Source organism: Haladaptatus sp. QDMS2 (assembly GCF_029338295.1).
Classification (GTDB): domain Archaea; phylum Halobacteriota; class Halobacteria; order Halobacteriales; family Halococcaceae; genus QDMS2.
Map to the genome: position 1 here is coordinate 275230 of NZ_CP119792.1, position 18847 is coordinate 294076.

The 18847-nt window shown below is 63.8% G+C and carries 17 protein-coding genes; 13 read left to right on the forward strand and 4 right to left on the reverse strand.

Features of this window, described 5'->3' with window-relative positions; translation table 11 throughout:
- The first annotated feature begins 127 nt into the window (after positions 1-127).
- From P1M51_RS17330 to P1M51_RS17375, 10 genes are all read left to right on the forward strand, one after another.
- Positions 128-1165, forward strand: a complete 1038-nt coding sequence (locus P1M51_RS17330) for a zinc-binding dehydrogenase (protein ID WP_276248878.1) — start codon at positions 128-130, stop codon at positions 1163-1165.
- Between the two features lie 42 nt (positions 1166-1207).
- On the forward strand, positions 1208-2488 hold the full coding sequence (locus tag P1M51_RS17335) for a four-carbon acid sugar kinase family protein (RefSeq protein WP_276248877.1): 1281 nt from the start codon (positions 1208-1210) through the stop codon (positions 2486-2488).
- Positions 2481-3497 carry a 4-hydroxythreonine-4-phosphate dehydrogenase PdxA gene (pdxA, locus tag P1M51_RS17340; protein WP_276275211.1) on the forward strand — a complete coding sequence of 339 codons (1017 nt, stop codon included), beginning with the start codon at positions 2481-2483 and terminating at the stop codon, positions 3495-3497. Before P1M51_RS17335 ends, pdxA begins: the two co-directional genes overlap by 8 nt.
- Before the next feature lie 161 nt (positions 3498-3658).
- A complete protein-coding gene (locus tag P1M51_RS17345; RefSeq protein WP_276248875.1) occupies positions 3659-4423 on the forward strand; it encodes an IclR family transcriptional regulator in 765 nt (254 codons plus the stop codon).
- Positions 4424-4590: 167 nt separating this feature from the next.
- Positions 4591-5241: a rod-determining factor RdfA gene (gene rdfA / locus P1M51_RS17350; protein ID WP_276248874.1), complete on the forward strand. Its 651-nt coding sequence runs from the start codon at positions 4591-4593 to the stop codon at positions 5239-5241.
- A 759-nt stretch (positions 5242-6000) separates the two neighbouring features.
- Positions 6001-7191 (forward strand): UxaA family hydrolase, encoded by a 1191-nt coding sequence (locus tag P1M51_RS17355; protein ID WP_276248873.1) that lies wholly within the window; start codon positions 6001-6003, stop codon positions 7189-7191.
- Positions 7188-7508 carry a UxaA family hydrolase gene (locus P1M51_RS17360; RefSeq protein ID WP_276248872.1) on the forward strand — a complete coding sequence of 107 codons (321 nt, stop codon included), beginning with the start codon at positions 7188-7190 and terminating at the stop codon, positions 7506-7508. The genes P1M51_RS17355 and P1M51_RS17360 overlap by 4 nt, the downstream gene beginning before the upstream one ends.
- Complete coding sequence (locus P1M51_RS17365) at positions 7505-8638, forward strand: UxaA family hydrolase (RefSeq protein WP_276248871.1); 1134 nt, start codon at positions 7505-7507, stop codon at positions 8636-8638. The genes P1M51_RS17360 and P1M51_RS17365 overlap by 4 nt, the downstream gene beginning before the upstream one ends.
- Positions 8639-8701: 63 nt before the next feature.
- A complete protein-coding gene (locus tag P1M51_RS17370; RefSeq protein WP_276248870.1) occupies positions 8702-10138 on the forward strand; it encodes an aldehyde dehydrogenase family protein in 1437 nt (478 codons plus the stop codon).
- A gap of 82 nt (positions 10139-10220) precedes the next feature.
- The gene (locus P1M51_RS17375; RefSeq protein ID WP_276248869.1) at positions 10221-11447 is read left to right on the forward strand and encodes an enolase C-terminal domain-like protein; all 1227 of its coding nucleotides are present in this window, start codon (positions 10221-10223) and stop codon (positions 11445-11447) included.
- A 10-nt stretch (positions 11448-11457) separates the two neighbouring features.
- Here P1M51_RS17375 and P1M51_RS17380 read toward each other — a convergent pair whose 3' ends face one another.
- The gene (locus P1M51_RS17380; protein ID WP_276275212.1) at positions 11458-12360 is read right to left on the reverse strand and encodes a dihydrodipicolinate synthase family protein; all 903 of its coding nucleotides are present in this window, start codon (positions 12358-12360) and stop codon (positions 11458-11460) included.
- A gap of 145 nt (positions 12361-12505) precedes the next feature.
- Here P1M51_RS17380 and P1M51_RS17385 point away from each other — a divergent pair, with 145 nt between their 5' ends.
- Positions 12506-12943 carry a universal stress protein gene (locus P1M51_RS17385; protein WP_276248867.1) on the forward strand — a complete coding sequence of 146 codons (438 nt, stop codon included), beginning with the start codon at positions 12506-12508 and terminating at the stop codon, positions 12941-12943.
- A gap of 2 nt (positions 12944-12945) precedes the next feature.
- On the opposite strand, the gene P1M51_RS17390 is transcribed toward P1M51_RS17385, so the two are convergent.
- A complete protein-coding gene (locus P1M51_RS17390; RefSeq protein WP_276248866.1) occupies positions 12946-14481 on the reverse strand; it encodes an amidase in 1536 nt (511 codons plus the stop codon).
- 152 nt (positions 14482-14633) lie between these two features.
- On the opposite strand from P1M51_RS17390, the gene ilvD reads away from it, so the two are divergent.
- Positions 14634-16358: a dihydroxy-acid dehydratase gene (gene ilvD, locus P1M51_RS17395; RefSeq protein WP_276248865.1), complete on the forward strand. Its 1725-nt coding sequence runs from the start codon at positions 14634-14636 to the stop codon at positions 16356-16358.
- A 15-nt stretch (positions 16359-16373) separates the two neighbouring features.
- Here ilvD and P1M51_RS17400 read toward each other — a convergent pair whose 3' ends face one another.
- The gene (locus tag P1M51_RS17400; protein WP_276248864.1) at positions 16374-16625 is read right to left on the reverse strand and encodes a MoaD/ThiS family protein; all 252 of its coding nucleotides are present in this window, start codon (positions 16623-16625) and stop codon (positions 16374-16376) included.
- Between the two features lie 74 nt (positions 16626-16699).
- On the opposite strand from P1M51_RS17400, the gene P1M51_RS17405 reads away from it, so the two are divergent.
- On the forward strand, positions 16700-16981 hold the full coding sequence (locus tag P1M51_RS17405) for a ubiquitin-like small modifier protein 1 (RefSeq protein WP_276248863.1): 282 nt from the start codon (positions 16700-16702) through the stop codon (positions 16979-16981).
- On the opposite strand, the gene P1M51_RS17410 is transcribed toward P1M51_RS17405, so the two are convergent.
- On the reverse strand, positions 16978-18648 hold the full coding sequence (locus tag P1M51_RS17410; RefSeq protein WP_276248862.1) for an aldehyde ferredoxin oxidoreductase family protein: 1671 nt from the start codon (positions 18646-18648) through the stop codon (positions 16978-16980). The two genes, P1M51_RS17405 and P1M51_RS17410, sit on opposite strands and share 4 nt — an antisense overlap.
- Positions 18649-18847 lie beyond the last annotated feature (199 nt).

The following is an 18847-nucleotide window of genomic DNA, read 5'->3' on the forward strand; positions in this document are numbered from 1 at the left end:
GATATGCCATCGGGTGACACTCGCAGGAATATTCCGTGCCGGGAGGGCCGCTACGAGGCCAATTCGAACGAATGCCGGTGGCCAAACACTTAACCCACCGCCACAGAGATTTGGACGGTAGCGCACCATGAGAGCGATTATTCAGACGGAGCGAGAGCGAGGCGGAATCGAATTCGGGGAACACGAGCGGTCGGACCCGGCACCGGACGAAGCGCTGGTGAAGGTCCACACCGCGGGCCTCTGTGGCAGCGACGCCCACGCCTATAAATACACGGCCGGATTCGAGTGGATTCCCGTCCCGCGGGTGATGGGTCACGAGTACTCGGGCGAAGTCGTCGAAGTCGGCGAGAACGTCGTCGACCTGCAACCCGGCGACAAGGTCGTAGAGAGTCCCATCCACGACTGTGGACACTGCTTCCAGTGCAAAAACGACCAGTCGAACGTATGTGCGAATTTCAAGGTAACCGGGATGCACAACGACGGCTGTTACACCGAGTACACCACCGTCGGTGAGCGCCACCTGCACAAGGTTCCCGAAGCCGTCCCGCTCGACGAGGCAGCCATCACGGAACCGACGAGCATCGCGGCCCGGGCGGTCCTCGAACGAGGGACCATCCAGCCGGGACAGAACGTCCTCGTCGAAGGGCCAGGGCCGATTGGCATCCTGACGGGGGCCATCGCGGACGCCCGCGGCGCGAACGTCGTCGTCTCCGGCCTCGGTGCCGACACGAAGTATCGGCTGCCACTGGCTCAGGAACTCGGCCTCGAAACCGTCGATATCGAGAACGAGGACCTCGACGCCTTCACCGAGAACTACACCGACGGTATCGGGTTCGATGCCATCTTCGACACGACGGGCCATCCCTCGGGCGTGGAGAACGCCGCGGAACAGATTCGTCGCGGTGGTGAAATCATCGTCATCGGCCTCCCGACGGGCGAGAGCGAGGTGTTCTTCACCCCGCTCGTCCGCGGTGAAGTGGACGTGAACACCTCCTACGGTTCGACGTGGCGCAACTTCGAGCAGGCGCTTCGCCTCATCGAAAACGGCGACATCGACGCGAAGACAATCATGGACACCTCCTACAGCGTCGAAGAACCGGTCGAGGCGTTCGAGGACTTCCTCGCCGGAGAGACGTGCAAGCCGGTGTTCCGCTTCTGGGACTGAGACATCCCGCAACTTTTTGGTCGGGTGGACAGAGCGAGTGATATGGAGTACGCTTTCCTCGTCGTCGCAGACGACCTGACGGGGGCGATGGACACGGGCAACGAGTTTGCGAGGCGTGGCTACGCGACGACGGTCGCACTCGGCGCGAGGCTCGACGACGACGCCGCGTCGGTCGCCGTCGTCAACACCGAATCGCGCTATAGTTCGCCAGTCGCCGCCGCGGAAGCCATCGAACGTGCCGTGCGTGAGACGCCCGCTGGTGTCGTCTACAAGAAGGTGGATTCGACGTTGCGCGGGAACCTCGTGGCTGAAATCGACGCCGCACTGAAAGCGACCGGCGCGGACCTCGCCGTCGTAGCCCCGGCCTTCCCGGCGAACGGCCGGACGACCGAAAACGGCATCCACCGCGTGAACGGCACGCCAGTCACCGAAACAGCGGCCGGGAACGACCCGGACAAACCCGTCGAAACGGCCCACCTGCCGACGTTGCTCTCGGCCAGCGACCACCTCGTTTCGCACCTTCCAGCGGCAACGGCAGAAGCAGGACCCGAAGCGGTCGCGACGAGTCTCGCGGAGATTGCCGACAGTGAGGGACCTGCTGTCGTGTCCTGTGACGCAAGGAGCGCGGCCCATCTCGCTGCGATTGCAGAAGGTAGCGCAGACTCGGGTCTCGACATCGTCTACGTCGGGAGTGCGGGCCTTGCAGAGCACGTTGGCGTCCCCACAGAACCGACGGAGGGTGAACACGCCGACGGCCCACCCCGCATCGAAGACCGGGAGGCTCGGGTTCTCGGCATCGCGGGCAGCACGAGCCCGGTAACGGTCGAACAGGTAGCGGCGGTTCCAGAAGCTCTGCGAGTGCAACTCGACCTGCGCGAGACAGTCGTAAACCCGGAGACAGCCACAGCAGATGCGGCGACTCGGACCCGCACCTGCCTTCGGAAGCAGAATATTGCACTGCTCGAAACAGTCGGCGAGGACGCGGACGAAGCCCTCCGCGTTGGGCGGGAACGGGATATTCCCGAACGTGAGATTCGGTCGCGTATCTCTGAAACGCTCGGTGCGGTGACCGCACGTCTCGTCACTGAGGAAACGGTGACTGGGCTGTTTCTCACCGGTGGGGCCGTCGCCGCGGACGTTCTCGGGGCACTCGGAACCGAGGGCATCAGACTGCAGGGCGTGGCAGTCGAGTCGGGTGTTCCCATCGGCCGCCTCGTCGGTGGCGAGGCCGCCGGCTTACCCGTCGTGACGAAAGCGGGTGCGTTCGGCGAGACAGGGACAATACATAACTGCCTCGCTACCCTCGGAGGAGTCGATGAGTGACCGACCTACTGTTGGTGTGACCATGGGCGACCCCGCTGGTGTCGGCGGTGAAATCATCGTGAAAGCGTATCCGCAGCTTTGCGAATTGGCCACCGTCGTCGTCATCGGAGACGCAGACGTGGTTCGGAAGGCTGTCGATGTTTGCGACGCGGAACTTTCAGTTCGAGCGATTTCGACGGTCGATGCAGCCACGAGCGACCCCGGCGAAATTCCCGTCCTCGACCTCGACAACGTCTCTGACCACGCCTACGGCGAACTTCGCGAAGCGTACGGGAAGGCGAGTCTGGCGTACGTAGAGCGGGCAATCGAACTGGCGAAGTCGGGCGACATCGACGCCATCGTGACCGCGCCCATAAACAAGCAGGCGACGCGCATGGCCGGCAGCGAACACGCCGGCCACACCGGGATGCTCGCCGCCCACACTGGCACCGAGAACTACTCGATGATGCTCATCGAGGAAGACCTGCGAGTAACGCACGTCAGCACGCACGTCCCGTTGCGGGAGGCCTGTGACCTCGTGACGACTGAGCGCGTGCTCGCCACCATCGAGGTGACGGCCGAAGCACTTCGACGACTCGGCATCGAAGCGCCGACTATCGGTGTTGCGGGGCTGAACCCCCACGCGAGCGACGGCGGGTTGCTGGGTACGGAAGACGACTCCGAGATTCGCCCAGCGGTCGAACAGGCCCGCGAGCGCGGTATCGACGCCCACGGCCCAGAATCGCCCGACACCGTCTACGTCAAAGCCTCCAGCGGAGCCTACGATTGCGTCGTGTCGATGTACCACGACCAGGGGCACATTCCCATCAAGATGCTCGGGTTCAGCGACGGTGCGGCGGTCAGTGGCGTGAACATGACCATCGGCCTCCCCATCGTCCGGACGAGCGTCGACCACGGAACGGCCTTCGACATCGCCGGCCAGAACGTGGCCTCGGAAGCGAGTCTCATCGACGCCACTCGTGTGGCGGTCAGGGCCGTCAGGTCGTCACAAACCGTTCACTCTGAGTGAACGGCTGTCTCCGCCGTCGAAACGGGCCGTCGAGCGCGGGAAGTGAAGGCGAAACCGTCACTTGCGTTCGGCAGGCGGACGCCTCCGTTCGCGTAGGGAGCGATGCTGTTCAGTAACACTGAATAAATGTTTTATGGGAGGGGATAGTGTGCATAGCACGCATGACCACCAAACAAAAAAACACGGTCGGGGCGATCGAGACGACGCTGCGAATAATGGAGACGCTGAAAGAACTCGACGGCGCGGGGGTAACGGAGCTTTCGACCGAACTCGACATCCCAAAGAGCACGGTCCACAGCCACCTTTCGACCCTGCAGGAAAACGAGTACGTGGTCCGAAACGAGAACGACTATCGACTCGGCTTGCAGTTCCTCGAATTCGGGGAGTACATCCGCAGTCGCCGCCACATCTACGAGGTAGCGAAACCGGAGGTGGAGCAACTGGCAGAGGAGACGGGCGAACTGGCGAATCTGCTCGTAGAGGAGTGCGGACAGGGGGTCTACCTCTGTCGGGCGCGGGGCACGAACGCCGTCCAGCTCGACACCTACGCCGGCATGCGCGTGAACCTCCACTGTACGGCGCTCGGAAAGGCGGTCATGGCCCACTACCCGGAAGAACGGGTCGACGAGATACTCGACCGCCACGGGATGCCCGTCCGGACGGAGACCACGATAACAGACCGCGAAGAACTGAAACAGGAACTCGCCGAAGCGCGCGAAAAGGGGTACGCAATCGACAACGGCGAACGCCTTGCCGGGCTGCGATGCATCGCCGCGCCCATCACCGACCAGCAATCCAGGGCGCTCGGCGCGATTAGCATCTCCGGCCCGACGAGCCGAATGCAGGGTGAGAAGTTCGACCGGAAACTCCCGGAACTCCTGTTGAGCGCCGCGAACGTCATCGAACTGAACATGACGTACTCGTAATCGTCGGGCTAGGACTGTCCGGCCCCGCTTTGAGCCCATCTCGCCGCGTCTCCCCACACGCGACACAACCGTCCACCATCGCTGAACAGCTAGTTGGTACCAACTGACACTGGTCGCGGACGGCGGAATCGAGTCGAGAAACCGGTGAACGAAAGGATTTTGCCCCCGTGAATCAGTTCTTCGACAACGCGATGGTCAACGATTCACCCGGGACCGAAACCGCACAGGCGAACTCGAAAATACAGCGAGTGACCGAGAAGTACGGGCTGGACGACGTAGACGAAGAACTAACAGAACGGTGGACGCGCGCCGAGAATCCGGAGAGCCTGCGAGACCTCGCAGACCAGTTCAACCGGTGGGTGCTCGCCGCCGCCGTTTCGAACGCCGGAATGAACGTCCTCGATGGCGAACTCGACAATCTCTACAGACTGCTCACGGACGACGTGAGTAGGGGTGTCAGGACGGAGGCGACGAAGCGCCTCGAACGCAACGGTATCGACCCCGATACGCTTACGAGCGACTTCGTCTCCCATCAGACCGTCCACAACCACCTGACGAAACACCTCTCGGTCACCCAGGAGACGGTTTCCGACGAAGAGCGCATCGAGAAGGGGCGCCAGTCAGTGCTCCGCCTGCAAAACCGGCTTCGCGCCATCACGGAGGAACTGCTCGACCGCCTCGAACGAACCGGACGCATCACGCTCGGAAGCTTCACCGTATTCGTGAACGTCAACGTGTTCTGTGAGGACTGCGGTGTGCAGCTGGGCGTCGACGACCTGCTCACCGCCGGCGGCTGTGACTGTGCAGACGACGAGTAAAGAGGCAGGTGGATTTACAGTAATATGGCTGTAAATACAAGATGTGGCGACACCCCCTCCCCGCTCGCTGATGCGTTCAGCCGTGGAATATTTGCGTTCAGTATGGCTGAATGATTTGCGAATGCCGTGTGGGTTGATACCATTGTTGATTCGCAAAATCTCACGGCCAGTTTGCGACATCCATCCACTCTCGGCGCTGAAGCGTTGAAATACTACAAATGTCATCACCGATGCACAGGTGTGCCCATTACTGCGAGGAGAAAGTCAGGTGGTGACCATCACGTCGAAAATAGCGGATTGTTGGGTCACCGGTTGTCGGTTTTCACTGAAGAGACGGTGAGTCGAGGGGGTCGAGTCCGCCGTTGGAGCCACGGAACCAGTCGATTCGCCATGTCCGGGTAGTCGTTTCTTCTAGTTGAACGGGTATTTCCACATGCGGGCCGCGTACGCGAGGCTTTCCCTCGATTTTTCGTTCGCCCGTCGAGAAGTCGTATGCGAGCTCGTACCGTGATGTAAACCAACGTTTCGCGTGAATCGGCCCCAAAAATTATCAGTGAGGACGTTCCTGTCTCGGGTCAACCTCGAGGGGTGCCGCCGGGCACAACCGCGCCATCCCACGGTTTTCTGCGAGAGCGACACTGAGTGGGCCGTCCACACTGGATGAATCGAGTTGCGGCGTCCGTTCGGGCGATGACGCCGACGACGAAGGGGCACCTTGAGGCGAAGAACTATGCCATCTCATTTCGAAACGTGAGACAGATGGTACCGACATTCACGGGTTACAGACGAGAGAATGGACGGATCGGCGTCAGGAACCACGTGGCAGTCATTCCCACGTCGGTCGCCGCCGCGAGCGTCGCGTCGCGAGTCGCGGGGGATGCAGGGGCGTGGGCAAGAGCGACGCCGCATCAGATGGGGACCTCCCAGCCGGAGGCGGCACGGAAACAGACAGAGCGCGTCCTCGTCGGCGTCGGACAGAACCCGAACGTCGGGTCCGCGCTGGTGGTCGAACTCGGCACCGAGGACATAGACGCGGAAGTGGTCGCAGACCGAATCGCGTCGGTCGGCAAACCCGTCGAGACGCTCTCGATTCGAGACGCCGGTGGAACCCGTACCGCGCTCGATGCTGGAGCGGACGTGTGCGAGGACCTGAATCACGCTATCAAAGATGCTCGTCGCGAAGAGGCAGACGCCTCGGAACTCGTCTTCGGCGTCGAATGCGGCGGCAGCGACGCGACGAGCGGCATCGCGGCGAACCCGTCGGTGGGGAACGCCTGTGACCGCCTCATCGCGGACGGCGGCACGGCCAGTTTCAGCGAGACGCCAGAGTTCATCGGTGCAGAGCACCTTCTCGCCGACCGCTGTGTGGACGAAACGGTGCGCGAGCGACTCCTCGCCCGCGTCGAACGCCGTGAGAACATGGCGAAGATGATGGGCGTAGACATCCGCGAAGCCCAGCCGTCACCCGGTAACAAGGAGGGCGGGCTTACGACAATCGAGGAAAAGAGTCTCGGCGCAATCTCGAAAGGCGGGACTTCGCCCATTCGGGGCATCGTCGATTACGGGGAGCAACTCCCCGTCGGCGGGGGGCTCGTCCTGATGGACACCCCCGGCTACGACGTAGAGAGCGTCGTCGGCAAGGTGGCCGGCGGCGCACAGGTCGTCGCCTTTACGACCGGGCGCGGGAGCACCACCGGCAACCCAATCGCCCCGGTCATCAAGGTGACGGGGAACCCGAAGTGCTGGGAGCGCATGTCCAACAACATGGACGTGAATGCGAGCACGATTATCGACGGCGAATCGCTCGACACCGTCGGAACGCGAATCTACGACAAACTGCTCGCCGTTGCGGACGGGGAACGAACCGAAGCGGAGAAGCGCCGTCTCGAAGAGTTCGCTATCAACGAACTCCAGCCGAACGAACTGGCGCGACTGGGGGCGGGCGTATGAAGGGTGAAGTCGTAGACGGCGCGGCGCTGCTCATGACCGAGCGCGACGTGGTCGTCACCGCAATTGCCGACCTTCCGACGGGCCACGAAATCGCCCTCGATGGCCGGACGATTACGCTCGCAGACGACGTCGATTTCGGCCACAAGTTCGCCATCACGTCGGTCGCTCGCGGCGAGGACATTGTGAAGTACGGCGAGGTCATCGGCCGAGCCTCGACCGACATCGAACCGGGCGACTGGGTCCACACGCACAACTGTGAGAGCACCCGCGGGCGTGGCGATTTGGAAGCCACCACCTCGGGAGGTGAGGTCGCATGAAGTCGGCCGGCACGGTCAGGGAAACCGAAGGTGCGGTGCAGTTCGAGGCGTTCGACCGCGGTGACGGTCGCATCGGCGTGCGAAATCGCGTCCTCGTCCTCCCCTCGGTCATCTGCTCGCACATGGTCGCAGACCGCATCGCCGCCTCAGTGCCCGACGCCGTGAGCACGCCCCACGACCACGGGTGTGCGCAAATCGGCAGCGACAACGACCAGACGAGGCGAACATTCCTCGGCATTGGAACCAACCCGAACATCGCCGGCACGGTCGTCGTCGGCCTCGGATGCGAGGTGATTCAGTCGGACAGTCTCGCGGCAGACCTCGCAGCCCGCGGCGTGCCCGTCTCGGAACTCTCGATTCAGGGGGTTGGCGGAACCGACGAGTGCGTCGAACAGGGCATCGAGCTGGTCGAAGAGCTGAAACGGTCGGCCCACGAGACCGAGCGCGGGTCGGCCAGTCTCGGAGACCTCACCGTCGGCATCGTCTGCAGCGACCTCAGCGAGTCGAGCGTCGAGACGGCAGAACCGCTCGTCGGTGAATTCACGGACGCAATCGTCGATGCGGGTGGCCGCGTCGTCGTCGCAGGCAGTGAGCGAATCACCACCCACGGCGATGAAGCGGTTGCCGCCGCGGCAGACGAGGAGACGGCGGCGCAGGTCGAAGCCCTACTCTCTCGCCACCGCGACCTCCCGCCGAAAGCGAGCCATCTCGCTGCTGCATCGAGCGGCACGTCTTTCGACCGAGTGACCGGCGTCTGGGGCGACCAGTCCGCGCGGGAAGTCGTCGAGTATGGCGACCAGGTCACCATCGATTCGGGTCTCGCGTTGCTGGACGCCCCGTCGAACTTCGAGGAGGCGGCGACGGGCCTCGCAGCCGCTGGCGCGCAGCTCGTCGTTCACGTCACTGCGGACGGCATCCCGGCAGGCCATCCAATCGTCCCGGTGCTCAAGGTCTCGGGCGACGTGGACACGGTGGCAGCACTGCCAGACGACATCGACATCGACGCGACGACGACGGACCTCGACGGGCTCGAAGACCGGGTCCGCGCCATCGCAAACGGCGACCCGTGCTGTGCGGAGAACCACGGCCTCACCGAGTTCGCCATCACGCGAGTCGGCCCGTCGATGTAGGCTCCGGGTGGGGATTGCACCCACCGAAAAACCCCTAAGGCTTGGGTGAGAACGTCGTCGTGTATGGGAACCAACCTGAATTTCGTAAACGGGGAGTGGACCGAAGCCGAGACGGGTGACACGTTCGAGAACACCAATCCGGCCGACCCGGCGGACGTCATCGGGAGCTATCAGTCCTCGAGCGCCGCAGACGCAGAACGCGCCATCGAGGCGGCGGCCGAGGCAGCGGACGAGTGGGCGGCGACACCCGGTCCGAAGCGGGGCGCGCTGCTCCGACGGACTGCCGCCGCGCTCGACGACCGACGCGAGGAGGCGACGGCGACGCTCGTCCGCGAGGAGGGGAAGACGCGACCCGAAGCCGCGGGCGAAGTCGGCCGCGCCGTCGATATCTTCTACTACTACGCGGAGAAAGCCCGCGAGATTGGCGGCGACGTGAAAGCGGCGAGCGGCGGTTCGACGGACCTCTACACGGTAAACGAACCAGTCGGCGTCGTCTCGCTCATCACGCCATGGAACTACCCCATTGCCATTCCGGCGTGGAAACTCGCCCCGGCGCTCGCGGCGGGCAACACGGCGGTTCTCAAGCCGGCGTCCATCGCGCCAGAGTGTGCCCGCATCCTCGTCGAGTGTCTCGACGAAGCCGGCGCGCCCGACGGCGTCGTGAACTACGTCACCGGGTCGGGGAGCAAAATCGGCGGCCCGCTTTCGACCCACGAGGCCATCGACGCCGTCTCGTTCACGGGGAGCGCAGAGGTAGGCCACCACGTGTACGAGGAGGCGACGGTGGAAGGAAAGCGCGTCCAGACGGAAATGGGCGGAAAGAACCCGACGGTCGTGACGGAGAACGCAGACGTAGACCGCGCGGTAAACATCGTCGGTTCGGGCGCGTTTGGCGTCACGGGGCAGGCGTGTACTGCAACCTCGCGAGCAATCGTCCACGAAGACGTGGTAGACGACTTTGTCGAAGGGATCGTCGATTACGGAGAGTCGCTCGAAATCGGCCCGGGCGACAGTGGTGCTGACATGGGTCCGCACGTGAGCGAGTCCGAACTCGAAAGTACGCTCAAGTACATCGAACTCGCCCAGGACGAGGGTGCAACGCTCGTGTCCGGCGGCGAGAAAGTAGACCGTGACGGCTACTTCGTCGAACCGACCGTGTTCACGGACGTGGACAACGGCATGCGCATCGCCCAAGAAGAAGTGTTCGGGCCGGTGCTCGCCGTCATCACCGTCTCCGATTACGAGGAGGCAGTCGAGACGGCAAACGATGTCCAGTTCGGTCTCTCTTCGGCCATCGTCACGGAAGACCTCAACGAGGCAAAACAGTTCACCCGCGACGCGGAAGCGGGCATCGTGAAGGTCAACCAGAAGACGACGGGCGTCGAACTGCACGTCCCGTTCGGCGGGTTCAAGAACTCGTCGAGCGAGACGTGGCGCGAGCAGGGCGACGCCGGCCTCGACTTCTACACCATCTCGAAGACGGTGTACGAGACGTTCTAAGCAGCCAATTGCGGTTGTGGCTTTTCTTACATTTTTGCCCGTTCCCATAGCTTTTCGTCCCCCCTCCACGGTAGCCCGTCACATGCACGTCGCAGAGATGCAGGTAATACCCGTCGCACATCGCGAGCCGCCGTTGCGAAACTCGTGGGGGGCGCACAGCGAACTCGCCGCCAGAACCATCGTCCGCCTCGTGACCGCAGACGGCACCGTCGGCGTCGCAGAAACCTACGCCGACGACCGCGTCATCGACGCACTCGAACGCGCTCGGTCGCTCGTCGAGGGGAGAAACGTCTACGAACTGCGCCCGCTCGAACTCAGGTTGCAGGACCCGATGGCCTACGGAGCCGTCGATACCGCCATCCACGACCTGCTCGGGAAAGCCGTCGGCGAACCGGTGTACAACCTGCTCGGCGGCAAGGTGCGAGACGAGGTGGAGTTCTCCGGCTACCTGTTCTACAAGTACGCCGATTCTGACCCCGACGGCGCGGCCATCGCCCCCGAGGAGGTCATGACGCCGGAAGCCATGGTCGGCGAGGCGCGACAGTTCGTGGACGCACACGGTTTTCGGGTCCTGAAGTTGAAAGGCGGCGTCCTGCCGCCGGACGAGGAACTGAAGACCCTCGAACTGCTCGCAGAAGAGTTCGGTTCGGACACCCCGCTCCGCATCGACCCGAACGGAACGTGGAGCGTCGAGACGGCCATCGACGTGGCGACGCGGCTGAGAGACTCCGACCTGAACATCGAGTTCTTAGAAGACCCGGTGGCGAACCTGCACGCCCACGCCCGGTTGAAGCGCCACGTCGATTATCCCGTCGCGACGAACATGTACGTCACCGAGTTCGACCACATCGCCCCGGCCGTCGAGATGGACGCGGTCGACGTCATCTTGAGCGACCACCACTACTGGGGCGGCCTCACCGGCAACACCCGCTTGGACGACGTCGCGCGGACGTTCAACCTCGGCGTCGGGATGCACTCGAACTCCCACCTCGGCGTGAGCATGGCGGCGATGGCTCACGTCGCCGCGGCCATGCCGACGGTTCGGTACGCCTGTGACACCCACTATCCGTGGATGGCAGACGATGTCATCGAGGAGCCAATCGAGTTCGAAGACGGCTGTATCGAACTCTCTGACGACCCTGGCCTCGGAGTGACTATCGACGAGGGGGAACTGGAGCGGATGCACGAACTGTACGAGGAATCCGACCCGCTCGCCTACTCCTCCGTGAGTTCGATGGCCGCCGAGTACGCGGACGGCATGGCCGACGTTGGCCGAGCGGATTGGCTGCCGAACAAGCCGCGCTGGTAGTCAGCGGCGTTTAGAAATCGGCCAGTACGTCAGCTACTGACTCCCCGATGTCAGCTTTCGCGTCCGCGTCGAGTTCGACGAGCGGTGGCCGGACGGCCGCCGAGTCGAGCCAGCCGCGGGCTTCGAGCGCCGCCTTCGTTGCAGGGGCGAAGCCGTGGGTCACGCACTGCTGGAACAGCGGCCCGATGTGGTCGTTTCCGATGGTGCGTGCCCGTTCCGTATCGCCTGTTGCCACGGCATCGCGAGCCGCGACGAACGCCTCTGGAACGACGTTCGAGAGCGCGTTGATGCCGCCCGCAGACCCCATGAGCAGTCCGGGGACGACGTGGCTGTCGAATCCCTGGAACAGCCGAAAGCCGCGCGGGGCGCGTTTGTGGGCGTTGAGGAAGTAGTTGAAGTCGCCGCTCGAATCTTTGAGGCCGTGGACGTTCTCGTGGGCTGCGACCGACGCGAGCGTTTCGAGGTCGATTTCCTGCCCGGTGCAGGCCGGAATGTTGTACAGGTAGACCGGGAGCGCGGCGTCGTCCGCCACCCCGGTGAGAAACGCCTCGTTGCCGGCCGGGTCGTTCGCCCCGTGGAAGTAGGGTAGCACGATGAGCGCCGCATCCGCGCCCGCCTCGGCAGCGGTGTCGATTCGCGACAGCGTGCCTGAAACGGTGGTGTGGGCGGTCCCCGCCATCACCGGGAGGTCGGTCGTTGCCTCGACCGTCGTTTCGAGAACGCGACGGTACTCTTCGTCCGTGAGACTTGCGAACTCACCTGTCGTCCCCGTCGGAACGAGGCCGTCCATCCCTGCAGATTCGAGGTGGCCGACGAGGTCCGCGAGTGCGGCCTCGTCCACTCCGTTGTCGCCGTCGAACGGCGTGACCAGCGGGCACAGTACGCCTTCTATCGCTGTATTCGCACCTGACATGGCCCGATAAAGAGGGGGCAGGCAGTTAATTCTTCCCAGTGTCCCGAATCTTGCCCGCGGTGTCGGTGGCTGGCCACAGACACACCGGCAAGTGCTGCGCTATCACGGCACAATGTTTAATAGACGGTTCTGTGTTCTCCGTACCATGACGATACTGGCAGCGGTGGACGGTGACGTGACCGAAGACAACGTCGTAACCGTGGGTGCCGACATGGCCGACGCGTACGACGACGACCTGACCGTCATCAACGTCCTCTCGCAGGAAGACTTCGACGACCGGCAGGCAGACCGAGCCGATTCCGACATCGAGTACTTCGTGGACGACGGCATCGCGGACGCAGCGAAGGTCGCCGCGGAAGTCGTCGAAGGGACGGTCGAAAAACCGGGTCGAATCGACGCGAAAGGGCGCGTCGGTGACGTGACGGAAGAACTGCTCGACGAAGCGGCTCGCCAGGACGCCCGCTACCTCGTCATCGGCGGGCGAAAGCGCACGCCGGTCGGGAAAGCACTGTTCGGAAGCACCACCCAATCCATTCTGCTGAGCGCCGAGTTGCCCGTGGTCGTCGTGATGAGCGACCCGTAGGGTCACTCGGCGACGAACTGTTCGAAGGCGTGGCCCACTTGCAGGACCTGCTGGTCTGCGTTTTTCGCACCGATGAACTGGATGCCGACGGGCATGCCGTCCGCGGTGCCACCGGGGACCGAAATCGCGGGAATCCCGGCCAGGTCGGCGGGGCGCGTGTTCACCGCGAGCGGCACGTCGAGTGCGTTCTCGTCGTCACCCTCGCTAAGCGGTTGCCACGCCCCAATTTCCGGCGCGACGACGGGCATAGTGGGCGAGACGAGGGCGTCTACGTCCGCGAGCGCCGCGTCGAATTCCTGGCGAATCCGGTCGCGAACGGTCTGGGCCCGGACGTAGTGGCGGCCGCCGTAGGTGTGGAGCAGGTGTGCCCCCTTGACGAGGTTCCGCCGGAGCACCGCCCCGAACTGGTTTTCGTTGGCTCGCACACCCGCGATAACGGCGTCGTACCAGTCCACGTCGAAGGGGCCGCGTCGCTCGACCGGCGTGACCGTCTGCCCGAACGCCGCCGCGAGTTCCGTGTTCGTAATCGTATTCCAGGCAGGGACGCCGTCGGCGAGCGACGGGATGGACACCTCGACGAAGTTCGCACCCGCTTCGTCGAGTTCGTCCAGTCGCGTCTCGAACACCTCGCGAACGCCCGGCGAGACGTGGTCTGCGACCAGTTGCTCGGGGACGCCGAGAGTGAGGTCGCCAACGTCGGGACTGGTAGCGAGTGAATCTGCGGTCTCGCCGACGCCGATTCGACCGGCGAGGGCGGAACTCGGGTCGCGGACGTCGTAGCCGGCAATGGCGTCGAACACGCGCGCCGCGACTTCGACGTTGCGGGCGAGTGGGCCGATGTGGTCGAGGGTGTAGGCGAGGTCGACGAATCCAGTTCGGGGGACGGCCCCCCACGTCGGTTTGAAGCCGACGACGCCACAGAAAGCGGCCGGGATACGAACGCTCCCGCCCGTGTCGCTGCCGAGGGCGGCGTCTGCATCACCGGCGGCCACCACCGCGCCGCTGCCCGAGGACGATCCGCCTGCGACGCGAGTTTCGTCGTGAGGGTTCGAGACGGGGCCAAAGCCGCTCGTCTCACTCGTCGGGCCGTAGGCCATCTCGTCCATGTTCGTCTTCCCAGTAAGGGTGGCTCCGGCCGCGAGGAGTCTATCGACCACGGCGGCGTTCTCGCTCGGGACGGCCGCAGAGAGCGCGCGCGACCCGCAGGTCATCGGCACGCCCGCCACCGCCATGTTGTCCTTGACCGCGACTCGAAGGTCTGCGAGGTCGGTGTCCCCGTCCGCGTCCGTCGCCTCGAACGTCGTGACGTAGGCGTTGTGCGGGTCACGCTCCGGGCCAGGGTGGCGGACAACCGACGAGAGGTCGAACGTCGGGCGTGTCGAGGCCTGCGTCGCCGCTTCGAGCGTCTCTGCGTCGGCGTTCGCGTCGGCCACCGCGTCCTCGTATTTTCGGCGCTCCCGGTCGGACAGTGAGAGGCCGACGTGCGCGCCGAGGTCGCCGATTCCCTCCGAGGCGACGCGTCTGAATCGGTCGTTCACGCCGTCCCACCCGTGTGTCGATTCCCGACCGCAGTCGTGTGTTGCCGTGCCATACCACCTTCTCTCGATGGTCGCGCAAAAAGCTTCGCCCGCCGTCGCACAAATTCCCGGGTCGTGAACACTTATTAGCACACGGGACACACGTTGAGGCCATGAGCCTCGAAGAATCAGAGCGCAGCAAACGGCCGGACCTCCCCAGCAACGACGTGACGGAGGGACCGGAGCGAGCACCCCATCGGTCGATGTTCCGGGCGATGGGGTTCGACGACGAGGACCTCGCCTCGCCGATGATCGGCGTCCCGAATCCGGCGGCGGACGTCACCCCGTGTAACGTGCATCTGGACGACGTGGCCGCCGCCGCCATCGAGGGCGTCGACGAAGCAGGTGGCATGCCAATCGAGTTCGGCACCATCACCATCTCGGATGCGATTTCCATGGGCACAGAAGGAATGAAGGCGTCGCTCATCTCGCGGGAGGTCATCGCCGACAGCGTCGAACTCGTCGCCTTCGGCGAACGACTCGACGCGCTGGTCACGGTGGCTGGCTGTGACAAAAATCTCCCGGGGATGATGATGGCGGCCGTCCGCACGGACCTGCCGAGCGTCTTCCTCTACGGCGGTTCGATTATGCCCGGCCAGCACAACGGCCGCGACGTGACCATCCAGAACGTCTTCGAGGGCGTCGGCGCGTATGCCGAAGGTGAGATTAGCGAGGACGAACTCGACGACCTGGAGCGAAACGCCTGTCCCGGCGCGGGGTCCTGCGGGGGAATGTTCACGGCGAACACGATGGCTTCCGTCAGTGAAGCCATCGGCCTCGCCCCCCTCGGATCTGCGGGTCCACCGGCGGAGGACGACGACCGTTACGAGGTCGCGGCAGAAGCGGGGGAAATCGTCCTCGACTGTGTGGCAAACGACCGCCGCCCCTCCGACATCCTCACCCGGGAATCCTTCGAGAACGCCATCGCCGTGCAAGTCGCACTTGGCGGTTCGACGAATGGGGTGCTGCACCTGCTGGCGATGGCCGCCGAAGCAGGAATCGACCTCTCCATCGACGACTTCGACGAAATCTCCCGGCGTACGCCGAAAATCGCCGACCTCCAGCCGGGTGGGTCGCGGGTGATGAACGACCTCCACGAGATTGGGGGCGTCCCGGTGGTCATCCGTCGCCTGCTGGGAGCCGGTCTCATCCACGGCGACGCGCTCACGGTGACGGGTCGAACCATCGCAGAAGAGCTCGACCAGCTCGACTTACCCGCAGACGAGGACATCGAAGCCGACTTCCTCTACACCGTCGAGGAGCCAAAACACGACGAAGGCGCGATTAAAATCCTGAAGGGGAATCTCGCACCCGACGGCGCGGTGTTGAAGGTCACTGGCGACGACAAGTTCCACCACGAGGGCCCTGCCCGGGTGTTCGAGGATGAGGAAAAGGCGATGGCCTACGTCCAGGAAGGACACATCGAATCGGGCGACGTCCTGGTCATTCGGAACGAAGGACCACAGGGCGGGCCCGGAATGCGTGAGATGCTCGGCGTCACCGCAGCCGTCGTCGGCGCGGGCCACGAAGACGACGTCGCCCTCCTCACCGACGGGCGGTTCTCCGGCGCGACGCGCGGCCCCATGATTGGTCACGTCGCTCCAGAAGCGGCGGTCGGTGGCCCAATTGCGGCCATCAGGGAGGACGACATGGTCACGGTGGACATCCCAGACCGCACCCTCGAAATGGACGTCTCGGACGCGGAACTCGCTGAGCGATTGGACGACTGGGAGGCCCCCGAGCCGAATTACAGCGCGGGCGTCCTCGCCAAATACGGGCAGACCTTCGGGTCTGCGGCAAGCGGCGCAGTCACGAATCCGGGCGCGAAACGCGACTAACTGCTCTCACGATTTTTAGTCCTCGACCATCGGCGGGTTCGAGACGCTCAGCACGTCACCGGCAGCGAGAATCGTCTCCGTTTGGACGTGTGTTCCTTCCCGCATCAGCACGAGTTCTGTATCTCGCTGGTCGGAGAAATCGGCGTGAGTCGACGCGAGTTCGTCGAGGGCGTCTTCGACCGTGGCTTCGGCGGGCACGTCCACGGAGACTACCTTCTGGCCGGTCGCCGCTCGGACACTGCCGTAGCACTTTACGTTTACCTTCACAGCGAGGCCTATGAAGGGAATGAGCAAGGGCGTTTCGACGCAGGAACCAAGTCATCCGACGCCGAAGGCAGGCTATGAACATCGAGGTAAATCTGTTCGGTCCCTTCCGCGAGGCGGTCGGTGAGAAGACCGTTCGCCGCGAGCTGCCCGACGGAGCGACCGTCGCAGACCTCTTCGCCGAACTCGCAGACGCCCATCCCGACCTGGAGGGACGAGTGCTCACCGCCGAGGGTGACCTCTCGGGAGCGGTCACGGTGACGAAAAACGGGAAGCCGGTGTCGCTGTTCGACGGCCCGGCGACCGAACTCACAGACGGCGACGTGATTCGAGCCGCGCCGCCGGTCCACGGCGGTTAGTCGGCGTTCGAGTAGGCCGCGACCGTCTCGTCGGGAACGGTGCCGTCGTCGTTCCAGCCGCGCAGTTCGTAGTACTCAGTCAGTGCGTCTTCGATGCCCGGCAGGTCGTAGGGGAGGCTGTCGTCGGCGCGGTCCATCCCACGCTTGTTGTTGAAGTGGCGTTCGAGTTCGACCACGCGTGACCCGACAGCGAGCAGGTCCTCGTAGTCACAGCCGAACAGTACTTCGTGTTGCTCGGGGTTGATGAGTTCCGTGCCGCCCGCGAACGCACAGACGATACCGCTGTCGCGGAACGCAGCGTGGTCCTCGCGCTCCCGGACGATTTCGGCTTTCCCGTCTAAGCCCTCCGGGTCGATTTGACCGGAGTATTCGAGCCGGAGCGTCGTCGAGTACATGTGGTCGCCGCCGCGGTTGGCGACCGCGTAGGAGAGGCCCTGTCCGTGAAGGACGCGGCCGTCGTGGGCGGCGAACTCCATGTCCTTTACCGTGTAGTTTCTGACCCCGAGGTCGTCTGCGAACCGTGAGATTCCCTCTGCGAGAGTGTCGCCGATGCCCTCTCTGTGAGCGATTTTCTCGACGAGTTCGTGGACGAGGTCCGCGTTACCGAACTCGTCTTCGGCCTTGAGGTAGGCGGCGACGGCGTTGCCGGCGCTGATGGTGTCGAGCCCGTAGATGTCACAGAGTTCGTTCGACTTCATCACGTCCACGATGTCGTCGACCATGAGGTTCGACCCGAACGAGAACACCGTCTCGAACTCGGGGCCTTCGGTTTCGACGCCGCGCGCTTCGTCGCGGGTGGGGAGCTTGCACGCGAAGGCACAGACCGAACAGGCCGCCTTCTTGTACTTCTTTTCCTCCACAGCATCGCCGCCGATTTTGTCCGCGTGCTCGAAGTGGTACTCCTCGAAGTACTTCGTCGGGAGCGAGAAGTTGTCGTTGATGAACTCCGTCCCCTGCGTCGTCCCCTGACGGCGCATCATGTCGTCGGACGTGGCCGCATTCTGGTGGACGGTGGACTGGACCTCCTCGTCCATCTCGATTTCTGGCGGCGAGTCGCCCGCGAAGGTCACGCATTTGACGTTCTTCGCACCCATCACCGCCCCGAGTCCACCCCGCCCGAAGGCGCGACTGTCGTAGGTCATCACGCAGGCGTAGCGGACCAGATTTTCACCGGCAGGCCCGATGGTAATCAGGTTCTCCGCTTCGAGGCCGTGGTGCTCGTTCATGTATTCGGTGACCGCCGGAACCTCCGCCCCTTCGAGTTCGGGCACTTCTTCGAAGGAGACCCCGTCGTCGGTGACGTGGACGGCGAGCAGTTCGTCGCTCTCCCCGGCCAGTTCGAGAACGCTGATACCCGTCCCGGTGAAGTTCCGCGACAGGTATCCCCCGGCGTTCGTCGAGAGCAGGCCGTCCGTGAGCGGCGAGAGGCCCGTCATGTTCATCCGCCCGGTGAAGCTCATGTTCGACATCTGAAGTGGCCCCGTGGACAGATACACCCGATTCTCCGGGCCGAACGGGTCCGCGTCGAACGGAATGCGGTCGTGGGCGAGTTTCGTCGCCACGCCGCGGCCCCCGATGAACGTTCCCAATTCGTCGTCGATGTTCGTCTCGGTCGCTTCTCGCGCCCCCACGTCCACTGTCAGTAGTGGACCGACTGCGTGCATCATGTGGTTTGTCACACAGTGGCAAGAGCAATAAACCCCTGCGCTTTTCGAGTGACTGGTTCCGACCACCCACATAAATCCCTGCATTCCGCCCACCAATCCAAACCAGAAAAACTATACAAACTATCAAAAATTACGTGCGATAGAGAGGAGGTTAAGATTGGACATGGTAAACTCATCAATTCTACAGCCATATTATTAT